Source organism: Flavobacterium sp. ZB4R12 (genome assembly GCF_048276375.1).
Lineage (GTDB): Bacteria > Bacteroidota > Bacteroidia > Flavobacteriales > Flavobacteriaceae > Flavobacterium > Flavobacterium gawalongense.
The window spans coordinates 42,756-56,746 of record NZ_JBLNKS010000006.1; the positions used below are offsets into that span (position 1 = coordinate 42,756).

Sequence of the window (13,991 nt, forward strand, 5' to 3'; positions counted from 1 at the left end):
ACAAATATAGCTTTTCATTTACGATTTAAAAAGCATCGCTATTCATTAAATGGATTAATTATTTTTAAAAGACTTTTCAAAAGGAACTCTTTGCAATATACTTCTTCCCAAGGTAACTTCATCAGCATATTCCAGTTCATCACCCACCGAAATTCCTCTCGCAATTGTCGATATAATTATTTCGCAATCAGCGATTTGTTTGTAGATATAAAAATTAGTGGTGTCGCCTTCCATGGTGGAGCTTAAAGCAAAAATGATTTCGTTTACGCTTCCTGATTTTACTTTTTCGACCAATGTAGTAATATTTAACTGACTGGGTCCAACGCCGTCAATAGGCGAAATTTTACCTCCCAAAACATGATAAATTCCTCTAAATTGACCTGTATTTTCGATAGCCATTACGTCGCGGATATCTTCTACGATACAAATGATTTGGTGGTTTCTGCTTTTGTTGGCACAAATTTCACACAGCACACTATCCGAAATATTATGACAACTGTTGCAATACTTAATATCTTCCCGCATAGCGACCAAAGCCTGCGACAAAAAACCCGTTTGTTCTTTGGGCTGTTTCAATAAATGCAACACCAATCGCAGCGCCGTTCGTTTACCAATTCCCGGCAACTGAGACATTTCATTGACTGCTTTTTCTATTAATTTAGAAGAAAATTCCATAAATGCAAATGTAGTAATTTGTTTATTTGTTTATTCGGTTAAATGGTTAAACGAATAAAACAGTTAATCAAATAAAACGATTAAACAAAAAATCGTATTTTAGACACTTTAAACTCGAAAAATGACCCCCAGCACCATTCTACTACTTATAATCGTTTATTTTGGAATTTTATTTTACATCTCTCATGCTGTAAGCAAAAAAGACAGTGGAAATGATGCGTTTTTTAAAGCCAATAAAAACTCAAGATGGTATTTGGTAGCCTTTGGGATGATTGGAACGGCACTTTCCGGAGTGACTTTTATTTCGGTTCCGGGAGAAGTGGGCGCACCAAGCGGCGAACAATTTAAGTATTTCCAGTTTGTCTTAGGAAATGCTATTGGTTTTGTCATTATTGCAAAAGTGCTGTTGCCATTGTATTATCGAATGAATTTGACTTCGATTTATGGTTATATCGAACAGCGGTTGGGAATTTATTCCTACAAAACAGCAGCGACTATTTTTCTAATCAGCAGAACGATTGGTTCTTCCTTTAGATTGTATCTGGTTGTGATCGTTTTGCAACGTTATGTTTTTGATTTTTATGGAATCCCGTTTGCTTTTACGGTTTTGATTTCGCTGGCTTTAATATTTGCTTACACGTATCGAGGTGGATTAAAAACCATTATTATTACAGATACTTTACAAACCTTTTTCTTAGTTTCTTCTGTCTTTTTAACGATTTTCTTTATTTGCAGCAGTTTAAATCTGAATATTTTTGAAGCTTTTGAGGAAGTAAAAAACAGCAATTATTCTAAAGTATTCTTCTTTGACGATTTTGTATCGAGTAAATTTCATTTTGTGAAACAGATTCTTGGAGGAATTTTTGTAACCATTGCCATGGTAGGTCTCGATCAGGATTTAATGCAGAAAAACCTGAGTTGTAAGAACATTGGCGAAGCCCAAAAAAACATGTTTACTTTCACTGGAATATTTGTACTTATCAATATCTTTTTCCTTAGCGTGGGTGCTTTACTTTATATTTATGCCAATAAAAACGGAATTGAAGTGCCAACCGATTTAGTTACCGGAAAACCCAGAACCGATTTACTTTTCCCAGAAATTGCTTTTCATCATTTGGCATTAATCCCTTCGGTTATTTTCTTGTTGGGATTGACAGCGGCTACCTTTGCCACAACAGATTCCGCCTTAACGGCACTTACGACTTCGTTTTGTGTTGATTTTTTAGGAATGGATAAAGCAGAAAATGTAAACAAACCAAATATAGTACGAACCAGACATTTTGTTCACATTGCCTTTTCGTTTTTGATGTTTCTGGTAATTGTTTTCTTTAATGCGATCAATGACAGCTCTGTAGTAGGAATGATTTTTAGGGTTGCTTCCTATACGTATGGTCCGCTTTTAGGGTTGTATTGTTTTGGATTGTTTTTAAAGTCAAAGACTGTTAAAGACAAATTTGTTCCTATAATTTGTTTCTTATCTCCTGCTGTAACTTTCCTTATCAGCGAAAATTCGAAAGCATTGTTTTTTGGATATGTATTCGACAACGAACTGATTATCGTAAACGGACTAATCACTTTTCTTGGATTGTTATTGATTAGCAAGAACGCCACTTCAACAACGCGGTTTTAGATTTTTAGCCCATCCCGAAGTTTCGGGAGGCAGCGGCATCCTTTCCCGTCCTGAACTTGTTTCAGGATCCTGAAACAAGTTCAGGACGGGAAAGATATAGCGAACAGCTGACACGAGCGAAGCGAACTGACGAAGTAAATAGCTCCAAAAAAACTAATATTGATTGGTTGCCAACATAACCAGCGTACACCCTATCTCGACTTTGATATCATTTAATTTCAACAATTGAAAGAACTCCGGATTCTCAGTACCCGGATTAAAAATAACACGTTTTGGTTGTGCCTCAACGATATAATTGTAGTAATCACGCTGACGTAAAGGATTTAAATAAAGAGTAACTGTATCGATATTTTTTAATGGAATAGCTTTAGTTTGGATTTTTATTCCTGCCACTTCACCTGCATTTTGACCTATGGCAAGAACCGAATGCCCTTTATTAACCAATTTTTCAATTGCTAAAAAAGAATATCTGCTCGGTTTTGTTGAAGCTCCAAGAACCAGCGTTTTTTTATTTTTTATCATTTTATGTAATTATATTTTGCAAAAGTAATCAAAAAGGTTCATGAGTTTAGCAATTATTAGGTTTAGTTACAAAAGCAATCAAAACAATATCCTAACATTTGCACCTTTCATAGCGCAAAAAAAAAGAGTATTTTTGCAGCATTAAATCAGAATAACATGGATCTTTTTATTTACCTGTTTGTTGCCCTTTTTTCAGTATTAAACCCTATTGGAACGGTTCCTATATTTGTTGGTCTCACGCAAGACGACACTAAACTGGAGCGTTCCAGAATTTCTTTATGGACTGCGATAAATGTTTTTGCGATACTGATAATCTCCTTTTTTATAGGACAATATGTTTTGATATTTTTTGGCATCAGCATTGACGCGCTTCGAATTGCAGGGGGAATAATCATTGTGAGTTCCGGATTTTCATTGCTTTCAGGGAAGTTCAATAAAAAAAGAGGCATTAATAAAAAAGTGGAAACCGATGCCCAAAAAAGAAATGATATTGCCTTGACACCTCTCGCGATTCCTATGCTTGCGGGTCCCGGGTCCATTTCTTTACTTATCGCATTTTATCAGGAACACAACGCAACCAGCGATATTATCATATCTTCACTGGCCATTCTTGCTATCGCTATTGCTATTTTTATTATTCTTAGAAGCGCCCATTATTTAGCAAAAATACTTGGAGCATCCGGAATAGTTGCAATATCGAGAATCGTTGGTTTTATCGTAATTGCAATTGGAATTCAATATATTGTTAGTGCTATTATCAATATTATTAAAGGCAATTTAATATAAATACAACATTTTTTTAACTCTGACAAGGCTGAGAACCTTGTCAGAGTTAAAAAATTAATTTTTAGGCAAGAAAATTTCTGCCATCATACATCTGGCACTTCCACCGCCACAAGCCTCGATAGTATCCAAACTGGAACTTAAAATTTCAGCGTGTTTTTCCAGTTGTTCAATCTGTTTTGGCGTTAGACTTTGATGTGCAGCTGCACTCATAACCAAATATCTTTTATCATTTGCGCCACGAACTTCAAGCATATTTCCTGCAAAATTGTTCATTTGGGCTTCGGTAATCAGAATGATTTCTTTTCCGTTTTCTTTTAGATTCTCCAAAACCATTTTGCGTTCTTTTTTATCATCGATGCAATCCGCACAAATCACCGCAAAAGTTTCTCCCACGCACATCATTACATTCGTGTGATAAATCAGTTTTCGCTCCGAATCGACTGTTTGAAAAGCTTCAAAAATTACGGGTGCATAATCAAAATCTTCACAGAATTCGATAAACAATTCTTCATCAGCTCTGGGAGATAAAGCACAATACGCTTTCGCATTGGCTCTGTCCAGAACTAAACTCCCTGTTCCTTCCAAGAAAAAACCATCTTCCTCAGCCGATGTGTAATCCATTATATTATTGATTACAAAACGGTTGTCTTCCAGAATATCCAAAATATCTTCACGACGTTCCTGACGACGGTTTTCGGCAAACATAGGATACAATGCTACATCCCCGTTTTCGTGAAAAGAAACCCAATTGTTTGGAAAAATGCTATCCGGTGTATCTGGATTTGAAGTGTCGTCAACAACTGTAACGTCAACACCAACTGCTCTTAATTTCTCAACAAAAGCATCAAATTCTTGTTGCGCTTTGGCATTTACGGTTGCCGGCAAAAGTCCGTCTAATACTTTTTGGTAATAATTGTTTACTGCCGTTTGTTCGTTCATTCGAAACGCCACCGGGCGAATCATCAATATGGAATTTGTTGTCTGTTTCATTTTTTATTTATTTTTTTGCAGAGACGCATAGCAGTGCGTCTCTAAAGTAAATTTAATCTCTAATTAAAGGTAAGGTAGAACATCGCAATAATCCTTCTTGTTTTGCAATTTCCGCATAGGGTATTTCTTCCACTACAAAATCATTGGCTCGCAACCAATTGTTTAATCTGGTAAAGTTTTTTTCGGAAACAACAACATTCGTATCTATGGAAAAAACATTAGAATTCATATGATACATTTCGTTTCTTGTAATGTGAAACAAGTTTTCTTTTCCAAAAAGATTCACAAGAAACATGTAATCTGCTTCTTCGCGGAATCCACTTTTGTAAATAATTCCTTTATCATTACCAACAGGCTGAAAACAACAATCCAAATGCAAAGCATTGTCACGGGCTTCAATTTTTGATTTCACTAAATCGAATTCTTTAACAATTTTATTTGGAAATAACTCTTTGATGTATTGAACTCCTTGCACATTCGTTCTTGCCGTAATATAATCTTTGTAATCGCTCCCTTTGTAAGTTCCAAGAAATATGTAGTCATTCCACAAAATCACGTCTCCGCCTTCAATATGCACTTCTTCTGGAGGGCGAACGACTTTTTTGGGATCAACTTGATCAATAATATAGTGTATCGCATCTAACTCCCGTTCTCTGTCGGGCAATATATTGGATTTAATAAAAATATCATCTATAACAAAACCAATGTCCCTTGTAAATATCTGATTGTAATTGGCAATCATTTCCGGACGAAAAACAGTCACATTGTATCTCTTCAGCACTTTATTAAAGGCGTCCATCTCAGCAACCATATCCGCTTCTTTGGGATAAGTACCCGCTAAAATATGCTCTAAGGATTTTGGATCATACGCTTCATCAGCCTTTGGTGTTGGCCCATTATTGATTGCCGAACCTAAAACTACGACCCTTAATCTTGAAGTTTCATTCTTTATATGTAACGCTAGCATGTATTTTCACTTTTGGCAAATATAAAAAAAGCTTCACAGATTAGTGAAGCTTTTTGAATTGAAATTTATCTTTTGTCAGAGGAGACAAAGTCTCTCAAAGGACTACCAGTATAGATCTGTCTTGGTCTTCCGATAGGTTCTTTATTTTCTCGCATTTCTTTCCACTGTGCAATCCAGCCAGGCAAACGACCAATGGCGAACATTACGGTAAACATATCTGTAGGAATTCCTAATGCTCTGTAAATAATTCCAGAATAGAAATCTACATTTGGATATAAGTTTCTTGATTTGAAATATTCATCTTCTAAAGCCGATTCTTCCAGTTTCTTAGCGATAGCAAGAATTGGATCTTCCACTCCTAAAGTTGCCAAAACTTCGTTAGCCGCTTTTTTAATGATTTTCGCTCTTGGATCGAAATTTTTATAAACTCTGTGACCAAATCCCATCAATCGGAAAGGATCATTTTTATCTTTTGCTTTAGCTATATATTTCTCAGCGTCACCCCCATTTTTGTGGATTTCTTCCAGCATTTCAAGTACTGCTTGATTAGCACCGCCATGTAAAGGCCCCCAAAGTGCAGAAACTCCTGCAGATATTGAAGCAAATAATCCAGCATGAGAAGAACCCACCATTCTAACTGTCGAAGTGGAACAATTTTGCTCATGATCCGCATGAAGAATAAACAATCTATCTAATGCATCAATTACAACAGGACTTGCTTTATAAGGCTCCGTTGGCAATTCAAACATTAAACGCATGAAATTCTCTACATATCCCTTTGTATTATCATAATAATTTAAAGGATACCCCATACTCTTTCTGTACGTCCAAGTTGCAATTACCAAGAATTTACCCATGGTTTTGCAAACTGCTTCATACATCTCTTTATCATTTTCAACATTCACCGACTTTGGATTAAATGCTGTCAAAGCACTTGTCAAAGCAGCTAAAACACCCATTGGATGAGCTGTTTTTGGAAAACCGTCAATGATGTTTTTCATTTCCTCGTTGACCAAAGTATATTTTCTAATATCATTTTCAAATTGCTCTAACTGAACTTTAGTTGGCAATTCTCCAAAAATTAAAAGATAAGAAACTTCTAAAAAATCTGCCTTTTCAGCTAAATCTTCTATTGAATACCCTCTATAACGCAAAATCCCAAGTTCTCCATCAAGGAAAGTAATTTCGCTTTTACAAGAACCTGAATTTTTGTAGCCCGGATCAATAGTAATTGCACCCGACAAATCACGTAATTTGTTAATATCGATAGCAACTTCATTTTCAGTTCCTACAATGATAGGAAGTTCAAATTTTTCGCCATCTATTTCTAATGTTGCTGTTTTTGACATAATATAATTGGAAATAAAACTTTTAAAATAATAATTTACCAAATCTAGGGAATTTCAAATTAATTAAAAAATGAATAACACAATGAAATTGTTAAAACTCACAAAAAAAGCCACTCACTTTACGTGAATGGCTTTTTTTTAAAAATTATTATGAAATTATTTTATTTTGAAAGCGTTTTTACCTGGAAAATAAGCTGTATTTCCTAGTTCTTCCTCAATTCTTAATAATTGGTTGTATTTAGCCATACGATCTGAACGAGAAGCCGAACCTGTTTTAATTTGACCACAATTCAAAGCTACTGCTAAATCTGCAATGGTGTTATCTTCTGTCTCTCCTGAACGGTGTGACATCACTGAAGTATACCCTGCATTCTTAGCCATGTTAACCGCTGCAATAGTCTCCGTCAAAGTTCCAATTTGGTTTACTTTTACAAGGATTGAATTAGCGATTCCTTTTTCAATACCTGTAGCCAAACGCGTCACATTGGTAACGAATAAATCATCTCCAACTAACTGTACTTTATCGCCAATTTTTTCCGTAAGCAATTTCCATCCGTCCCAGTCATTCTCATCCATTCCGTCTTCGATAGAAATGATTGGATATTTAGCCACTAATTCTGCTAAATAATCTACTTGCTCTGCAGAAGATCTGATCTTACCCGTTTCGCCTTCAAATTTAGTATAGTCGTATTTTCCATTTACATAAAACTCTGCAGAAGCACAGTCTAAAGCAATCATGATTTCATCTCCAAAAGTATATCCTGCAGTTTCAACCGCTTTTTTGATCGTATCCAAAGCATCTTCAGTTCCTCCAGGAAGATTTGGTGCAAAACCACCTTCATCACCCACTGCAGTTGAAAGCCCTCTGTCGTGTAACACTTTTTTCAAACTATGAAAAATTTCCGTTCCCATTTGCATTGCATGTGAAAAAGAAGTTGCTTTCACAGGGAAAATCATAAATTCCTGAAACGCGATAGGCGCATCAGAATGAGAACCTCCATTGATGATATTCATCATTGGAACTGGCAATGTATTCGCAGAAACACCACCTACGTATCTATATAAAGGTAAACCTAGTTCATTCGCAGCAGCTTTTGCAACCGCTAGAGAAACGCCTAATATTGCATTTGCTCCTAAGTTAGATTTATTTGGAGTACCATCTAAATCAATCATCATTTGATCAATAAGATTTTGTTCGAAAACTGAAACTCCAACAAGTTCTTCAGAAATAATGGTATTAACATTTTTCACAGCATTCAAAACTCCTTTTCCAAGAAATGCTTTTCCTCCATCACGTAATTCAACTGCTTCGTGTTCTCCAGTTGAAGCTCCAGATGGTACAGCCGCTCTTCCTAAAACACCATTGTCTGTAATTACATCTACTTCAATTGTAGGATTTCCTCTTGAATCGAAAATTTGTCTTGCGTGAATTTTGATAATTATACTCATAATACTAAAATTTAAATTTTAAAATACAAATATATTCTATCTTTTGTAATCATTTAATGAAAATAATGAATGTTATTAACGAAAACGTTATATTTTTTTATCAAACACAACATTTAAGCTATTTTAATAATTTATTTTTACATTATTTACTATTTTTTACGATTCCCTTACCACCAAAACAAACCAATTGGCAGCACTTTTTCCAAAACCTGGTCCTGCTAATTTCATACTAAAATCCATTAATTAAAATCAACAAATCTGTCAAAATCAATCTGATTATCAATAATATAGAGTAACTTTATATTCATTTTTTTAATCATAAAAACACCCTTTATTTCGTATCTTTCTTAATTGGAAATTTTTACTATTCAAGCTATAAATTAAAAAAAATAAAAACGCGATGGACCCTTTAAAAAACCGTAACAATTTAAATAATTCTAGTGAAATTGTAGCATTATTGAACAAAACGTCTTCTCCATTGGAAAATACAGCAGATTTAGATCCATTAATCGATTATATCGGAGACGCAAAATATGTCCTTTTGGGCGAAGCCTCACATGGAACACATGAATATTATACTTGGAGAGCTAAAATTACACAACGACTGATAAAGGAAAAAGGCTTCTCTTTTGTAGGAGTCGAAGGCGACTGGCCAGATTGCTACCGTTTGAATCGGTATGCAAAAGGATATTTAAATTCCGGAAAAGACATCTTTAGTGTCATGAATGAATTTAAAAGATGGCCAACGTGGATGTGGGCTAATTGGGAAACTGCAGCATTCATCGATTGGCTGAAGGTTTATAACGAAGATTTATCCGCTGATAAGCGAATCGGATTTTATGGGTTGGATGTATACAGCTTCAGAGAATCAATGAATTCCATTATTCAATATTTAGAAAAAAATGATCCCAAAGCACTGGCAGTTGCAAAAACAGCCATGAAATGCTTCGAGCCTTACGGCAAAGACGAAGGCCAAACGTACGCCAGAGCCTCTTCATACATACCGGAACTATGTGAAAAAGAAATCCTGCACATGCTTACGGAAATAATAAAAAATATCCCCAACTACAATCATGATCCAGAAAATGTTTTGAGTACCGAACAAAATGCATTCATTGCCAGAAATGCTGAAAAATATTATCGCGCCATGATAAAAAGAGGTTCAGCCTCCTGGAATATTCGGGACGAGCACATGGTTTCCACTATAGAACGGCTTATGAAATTCCACGGAAAGGAAGCGAAAATAATAGTCTGGGAACACAACACGCACATTGGCGACGCACGTGCTACAGAAATGGCGTCCGAGGGTATGGTAAATGTGGGGCAGTTAGTAAGAGAGCAACATTTGAGTGATGGAGTAGTTGCGGTAGGATTTGGTTCATACAAAGGAAGTGTGGTTGCCGGAAGAGAATGGGGCGATTCCATGCGAAAAATAAAAGTTCCGGAAGCAGTCGAGGGAAGTTGGGAACATGCTTTTCATCTTGCAGGTAACGGAAAAAATAAATTAGTATTAATGAATAAAATAAAGGACGAAAAATGTCTTTCTACCTATATAGGACATCGTGCAATTGGGGTAGTTTATAATCCAGAGCATGAAAGATTCGGAAATTATGTTCCCACAATCTTACCAAAAAGATATGATGCTTTCATATTTCTTGACGAAACAAGCGCCTTGCATCCCATACACATCCAACCGGATGGGAACCAAATCCCTGAAACTTATCCTTTTGGCATGTAAGCTTTACATTATTTTATAAAAATAGGGTTTGACTTACTTAAAAGTCAAACCCTACTATTTTAAATTTTCGTGCCATATTAGATGATATCTAGCAGCATTCTTAACCTTTTATATTTTCTATAAACTGATCAAATAAATAGGAAGCATCATGTGGTCCCGGACTTGCCTCAGGATGGTATTGCACTGAGAAACAATTTTTGTTTTTCATTCGCATTCCTGCAACAGTACCATCATTAAGATGAAGATGTGTAATTTCTAAATCAGGATGATTTTCCAACTCTTCTTTATTTACGGCAAAACCGTGATTTTGAGAAGTGATTTCTCCTTTTCCAGTAATGATGTTTTTTACAGGATGGTTTATTCCTCTGTGACCGTTAAACATTTTATAAGTCGAAATTCCGTTAGCCAAACCAATTACTTGGTGTCCAAGACAGATTCCGAATAATGGATTGTTGTTTTCAAGAATTTCTTTCGCAACTTGAATAGCACCGGAAAGAGGCTCAGGATCACCAGGTCCATTAGATAAAAAATACCCATCTGGATTAAATGCCGCTAAATCTTGGTAAGAAGAATCAAAAGGAAACACTTTGATATAGCAATCTCTTTTGGCAAGGTTACGAAGAATATTCATTTTAATTCCTAAGTCAAGAGCGGAAATCTTATACGTTGCATTCTCATCACCAAAAAAGTAAGGTTCAGTAGTAGAAACCTTAGAAGCTAACTCTAGTCCTTTCATATCCGGAACTTTTGCCAATGCAATTTTTAGTTCTTCAATTGGTGTTTCATCTGTACAAATTACAGCATTCATAGCACCGTTGTCACGTATATAGCTCACCAAAGCACGCGTATCTATATCTGAAATGCAGATAAGATTTTGTTTAATAAAATAGTCTTCCAAACTTCCTGAAGCATCTTCGCGAGAGTAATTGAAGCTAAAGTTTTTACAAACCAAACCTGAAATTTTAATGCTATCCGATTCAATTTCTTTCTCATTTACCCCATAATTTCCAATATGAGCATTGGTGGCTACCATTAACTGTCCAAAATAAGATGGATCCGTGAATATTTCCTGATACCCTGTCATTCCTGTGTTAAAACAAACTTCCCCAAAAGTGGTTCCACTGATTCCAATAGATTTACCATGGAATATGGTTCCGTCACTTAATAGAAGAATTGCTTTTTGTCGTGTTGTATATTTCATTCGTTGATTTCTATTATTTTTTTAATAGTCTCATGTAACTCGAATAAACTCGTTTCATGTGTAGTTAAATATTGTGCAAATTTAATTCTTTAATGCAATGGATGCAATCTTTTTGAAATTTATATTTTTAAACAGAAAGCACACACAATTAAAAAGAAATATAAGTTTTAAACTCTCGATTATATTTTTTGAAAACTTCTTAGAAAAACAATCGTTCTAAGTAGCCCTGATTACTTCACTTAGCCTCTATTTTTCATAGGAGTTCAATGAACTTCGTTTGAAGCGGTATCCTTTTCTTGTCCTTCTGACGAAGGAAGAATGGCATGAAAAGATATAGCGAAAAGCAGGTGGAAAGTTCCTTTAAATGTATAATGTTGTGCTCCTCAAATTAAAAAAAATCAAAAAAAAAGGATAAACTAGTACTAGCTTATCCTTGATTTTATTGAATGATTATTTTCATAACTATTCAGCAGTCTCTGTAGTTGTTTCAGTTTGCTTCGCCTGTTCGCTAGCGCTCGAGTCAGCAGCTGGAGCTTCAGTAGCTTCATCTTTCTTAGCTTTACCACCACGACGGCTTTTTGCTTTTTTAACTTCTTTTTTACCACCATTGTAAAGTTCATTGAAATCTACTAATTCGATCATTGCCATATCAGCATTATCTCCTAAACGATTTCCAACTTTAATGATACGCGTGTATCCACCTGGACGGTCTCCTACTTTAGCAGCTACGTCTCTGAACAAGTCAGTTACCGCATATTTGCTACGTAAGTATCCAAAAACGATACGACGATTGTGCGTTGTATCAGCTTTAGATTTTGTTATTAAAGGCTCAACGAATTGTTTAAGCGCTTTTGCTTTAGCAACAGTAGTGTTAATACGTTTGTGCTCAATAAGAGAACAAGCCATATTAGCTAACATAGATTTTCTATGTGCAGTCTGTCTGCTTAAGTGATTGAATTTTTTTCCGTGTCTCATTGCTTTATGAAATGTAATCCGCCAAGGCGGATTAGATTATTCTTTATCTAGTTTGTATTTTGCTAAATCCATACCGAAGTTTAAATTTTTAACTGCAACAAGCTCATCAAGTTCAGTTAAAGATTTTTTACCAAAATTTCGGAATTTCATTAGGTCATTTTTATTGAACGATACTAAGTCACCAAGTGTATCAACTTCAGCCGCTTTCAAACAATTTAATGCTCTTACAGAAAGATCCATATCAACAAGCTTAGTTTTAAGCAATTGTCTCATATGTAATGACTCTTCATCATACGATTCTGTTTGTGCAATTTCGTCAGCCTCGAGTGTAATTCTTTCGTCAGAGAATAACATGAAATGGTGAATTAAAACTTTTGCAGCTTCAGTAAGGGCATCTTTTGGATTGATAGAACCATCAGTTTTTATTTCAAAAACTAATTTTTCATAATCTGTTTTTTGCTCTACACGGAAGTTTTCAATCGCATATTTTACATTTTTTACCGGAGTAAAAATTGAATCTGTAAAAATAGTTCCAATTGCAGCATTCTGTTTTTTGTTCTCTTCAGCAGGAACATATCCTCTACCTTTTTCGATCGTTAAATCGAAATTAAGTTTGATCTTACTGTCTAAATTACAGATAACCAGTTCTGGATTCAAAACTTGGAAACCTGAAATAAATTTTTGAAAATCACCAGCTGTTAATTGATCTTTACCTGAAACAGAAATAGTAACTGATTCATTATCTATATCTTCAATTTGACGTTTGAAACGTACTTGTTTAAGATTAAGAATAATTTCGGTAACGTCTTCAACAACTCCTGAAATAGTAGAAAACTCATGATCTACACCTTCAATGCGAACAGATGTAATTGCATAACCTTCTAATGCTGAAAGCAAAACTCTTCTAAGTGCATTACCAACGGTCAATCCGTATCCTGGTTCTAAAGGTCTAAATTCAAATTTACCTTCAAAATCGGTTGAATCGATCATGATAACTTTATCGGGCTTCTGAAAATTAAATATTGCCATAAATTTCGACTAAGTCAATTATTATTTGTTGTACAACTCTACGATTAATTGTTCTTTAATGTTTTCTGGAATTTGAAGTCTAGCTGGTACAGAAACGAAAGTACCTTCTTTGATATCATTATTCCAAGTAATCCATTCATAAACATGACTTGAATTAGATAAAGAACGTTCGATAGCTTCTAAAGATTTAGATTTTTCACGAACAGCAACTTTATCACCAGGTTTAAGGTGGTAAGAAGGAATATTAACCACTTCACCGTTTACGGTTACATGTCTGTGAGAAACGATTTGACGCGCACCTCTTCTAGAAGGAGCAATACCCATTCTAAAAACAACGTTGTCTAATCTTGCTTCACACAATTGTAATAATACTTCACCAGTAACTCCTTTAGTAGCTGATGCTTTTTCGAATAAGTTTCTGAATTGTTTTTCTAATATTCCGTAAGAATATTTAGCTTTTTGCTTTTCCATTAACTGGACAGCATATTCAGATTTTTTTCCTCTTTTTTTAGCCATCCCGTGTTGTCCAGGTGGGTAATTTCTTTTTTCGAAAGCTTTATCGTCTCCGAAAATTGCTTCGCCAAATTTACGAGCGATTTTGGTTTTTGGACCAGTATATCTTGCCATTTTAAAAAATTTAAGGTAGAGATTATGAATTCAGGTCATATCCTCCGATAATC

General features: G+C 35.1%; 13 protein-coding genes. 3 read left to right on the plus strand and 10 right to left on the minus strand.

From position 1 onward, the window contains the following. Positions 1-54: 54 nt before the first annotated feature. Complete coding sequence (gene recR / locus ACNO7W_RS05665) at positions 55-675, minus strand: recombination mediator RecR (RefSeq protein ID WP_143387607.1); 621 nt, start codon at positions 673-675, stop codon at positions 55-57. A gap of 121 nt (positions 676-796) precedes the next feature. Between recR and ACNO7W_RS05670 the strand changes: the two genes are divergently transcribed. After that, positions 797-2,305, plus strand: coding sequence for a sodium:solute symporter (locus ACNO7W_RS05670; RefSeq protein WP_417937367.1), 1,509 nt, complete (start codon positions 797-799; stop codon positions 2,303-2,305). Positions 2,306-2,458: 153 nt separating this feature from the next. On the opposite strand, the gene ACNO7W_RS05675 is transcribed toward ACNO7W_RS05670, so the two are convergent. Further along, positions 2,459-2,824 (minus strand): CoA-binding protein, encoded by a 366-nt coding sequence (locus tag ACNO7W_RS05675; protein ID WP_143387710.1) that lies wholly within the window; start codon positions 2,822-2,824, stop codon positions 2,459-2,461. Positions 2,825-2,983: 159 nt separating this feature from the next. On the opposite strand from ACNO7W_RS05675, the gene ACNO7W_RS05680 reads away from it, so the two are divergent. Further along, entirely contained in the window at positions 2,984-3,613 is a 630-nt protein-coding gene (locus ACNO7W_RS05680) for a MarC family NAAT transporter (protein ID WP_143387712.1), read from the plus strand. A 54-nt stretch (positions 3,614-3,667) separates the two neighbouring features. Here the strand turns inward: ACNO7W_RS05680 and ctlX are convergent, their stop codons facing one another. The 4 genes from ctlX to eno form a co-directional block, all read right to left on the minus strand. Further along, positions 3,668-4,603, minus strand: a complete 936-nt coding sequence (gene ctlX, locus ACNO7W_RS05685) for a citrulline utilization hydrolase CtlX (protein ID WP_144064348.1) — start codon at positions 4,601-4,603, stop codon at positions 3,668-3,670. A 52-nt stretch (positions 4,604-4,655) separates the two neighbouring features. Further along, positions 4,656-5,570 (minus strand): dimethylarginine dimethylaminohydrolase family protein, encoded by a 915-nt coding sequence (locus tag ACNO7W_RS05690; RefSeq protein ID WP_143387610.1) that lies wholly within the window; start codon positions 5,568-5,570, stop codon positions 4,656-4,658. A gap of 65 nt (positions 5,571-5,635) precedes the next feature. Beyond that, positions 5,636-6,919, minus strand: a complete 1,284-nt coding sequence (locus ACNO7W_RS05695; protein ID WP_143387611.1) for a citrate synthase — start codon at positions 6,917-6,919, stop codon at positions 5,636-5,638. Positions 6,920-7,075: 156 nt separating this feature from the next. Continuing rightward, entirely contained in the window at positions 7,076-8,368 is a 1,293-nt protein-coding gene (gene eno / locus ACNO7W_RS05700) for a phosphopyruvate hydratase (protein WP_417937368.1), read from the minus strand. A gap of 400 nt (positions 8,369-8,768) precedes the next feature. Here eno and ACNO7W_RS05705 point away from each other — a divergent pair, with 400 nt between their 5' ends. Next, positions 8,769-10,106 (plus strand): erythromycin esterase family protein, encoded by a 1,338-nt coding sequence (locus ACNO7W_RS05705; RefSeq protein ID WP_417937369.1) that lies wholly within the window; start codon positions 8,769-8,771, stop codon positions 10,104-10,106. A gap of 100 nt (positions 10,107-10,206) precedes the next feature. Here the strand turns inward: ACNO7W_RS05705 and carA are convergent, their stop codons facing one another. From carA to rpsD, 4 genes are all read right to left on the minus strand, one after another. Then, positions 10,207-11,307, minus strand: a complete 1,101-nt coding sequence (gene carA / locus ACNO7W_RS05710; protein ID WP_417937370.1) for a glutamine-hydrolyzing carbamoyl-phosphate synthase small subunit — start codon at positions 11,305-11,307, stop codon at positions 10,207-10,209. Between the two features lie 462 nt (positions 11,308-11,769). Next, a complete protein-coding gene (rplQ, locus tag ACNO7W_RS05715) occupies positions 11,770-12,282 on the minus strand; it encodes a 50S ribosomal protein L17 (protein WP_143387615.1) in 513 nt (170 codons plus the stop codon). A gap of 36 nt (positions 12,283-12,318) precedes the next feature. Further along, entirely contained in the window at positions 12,319-13,311 is a 993-nt protein-coding gene (locus tag ACNO7W_RS05720) for a DNA-directed RNA polymerase subunit alpha (RefSeq protein WP_039110214.1), read from the minus strand. A 21-nt stretch (positions 13,312-13,332) separates the two neighbouring features. Beyond that, positions 13,333-13,938, minus strand: coding sequence for a 30S ribosomal protein S4 (gene rpsD / locus ACNO7W_RS05725; RefSeq protein WP_143387616.1), 606 nt, complete (start codon positions 13,936-13,938; stop codon positions 13,333-13,335). Positions 13,939-13,991: the final 53 nt, after the last annotated feature.

Bases quoted from the DNA above. Each gene is read 5' to 3' on its own strand.
- recR (WP_143387607.1), bottom strand. From the start codon at position 675: ATGGAATTTTCTTCTAAATTAATAGAAAAAGCAGTCAATGAAATGTCT.
- ACNO7W_RS05670 (WP_417937367.1), top strand. From the start codon at position 797: ATGACCCCCAGCACCATTCTACTACTTATAATCGTTTATTTTGGAATT.
- ACNO7W_RS05680 (WP_143387712.1), top strand. From the start codon at position 2,984: ATGGATCTTTTTATTTACCTGTTTGTTGCCCTTTTTTCAGTATTAAAC.
- ctlX (WP_144064348.1), bottom strand. From the start codon at position 4,603: ATGAAACAGACAACAAATTCCATATTGATGATTCGCCCGGTGGCGTTT.
- ACNO7W_RS05690 (WP_143387610.1), bottom strand. From the start codon at position 5,570: ATGCTAGCGTTACATATAAAGAATGAAACTTCAAGATTAAGGGTCGTA.
- ACNO7W_RS05695 (WP_143387611.1), bottom strand. From the start codon at position 6,919: ATGTCAAAAACAGCAACATTAGAAATAGATGGCGAAAAATTTGAACTT.
- eno (WP_417937368.1), bottom strand. From the start codon at position 8,368: ATGAGTATAATTATCAAAATTCACGCAAGACAAATTTTCGATTCAAGA.
- ACNO7W_RS05705 (WP_417937369.1), top strand. From the start codon at position 8,769: ATGGACCCTTTAAAAAACCGTAACAATTTAAATAATTCTAGTGAAATT.
- carA (WP_417937370.1), bottom strand. From the start codon at position 11,307: ATGAAATATACAACACGACAAAAAGCAATTCTTCTATTAAGTGACGGA.
- rplQ (WP_143387615.1), bottom strand. From the start codon at position 12,282: ATGAGACACGGAAAAAAATTCAATCACTTAAGCAGACAGACTGCACAT.
- ACNO7W_RS05720 (WP_039110214.1), bottom strand. From the start codon at position 13,311: ATGGCAATATTTAATTTTCAGAAGCCCGATAAAGTTATCATGATCGAT.
- rpsD (WP_143387616.1), bottom strand. From the start codon at position 13,938: ATGGCAAGATATACTGGTCCAAAAACCAAAATCGCTCGTAAATTTGGC.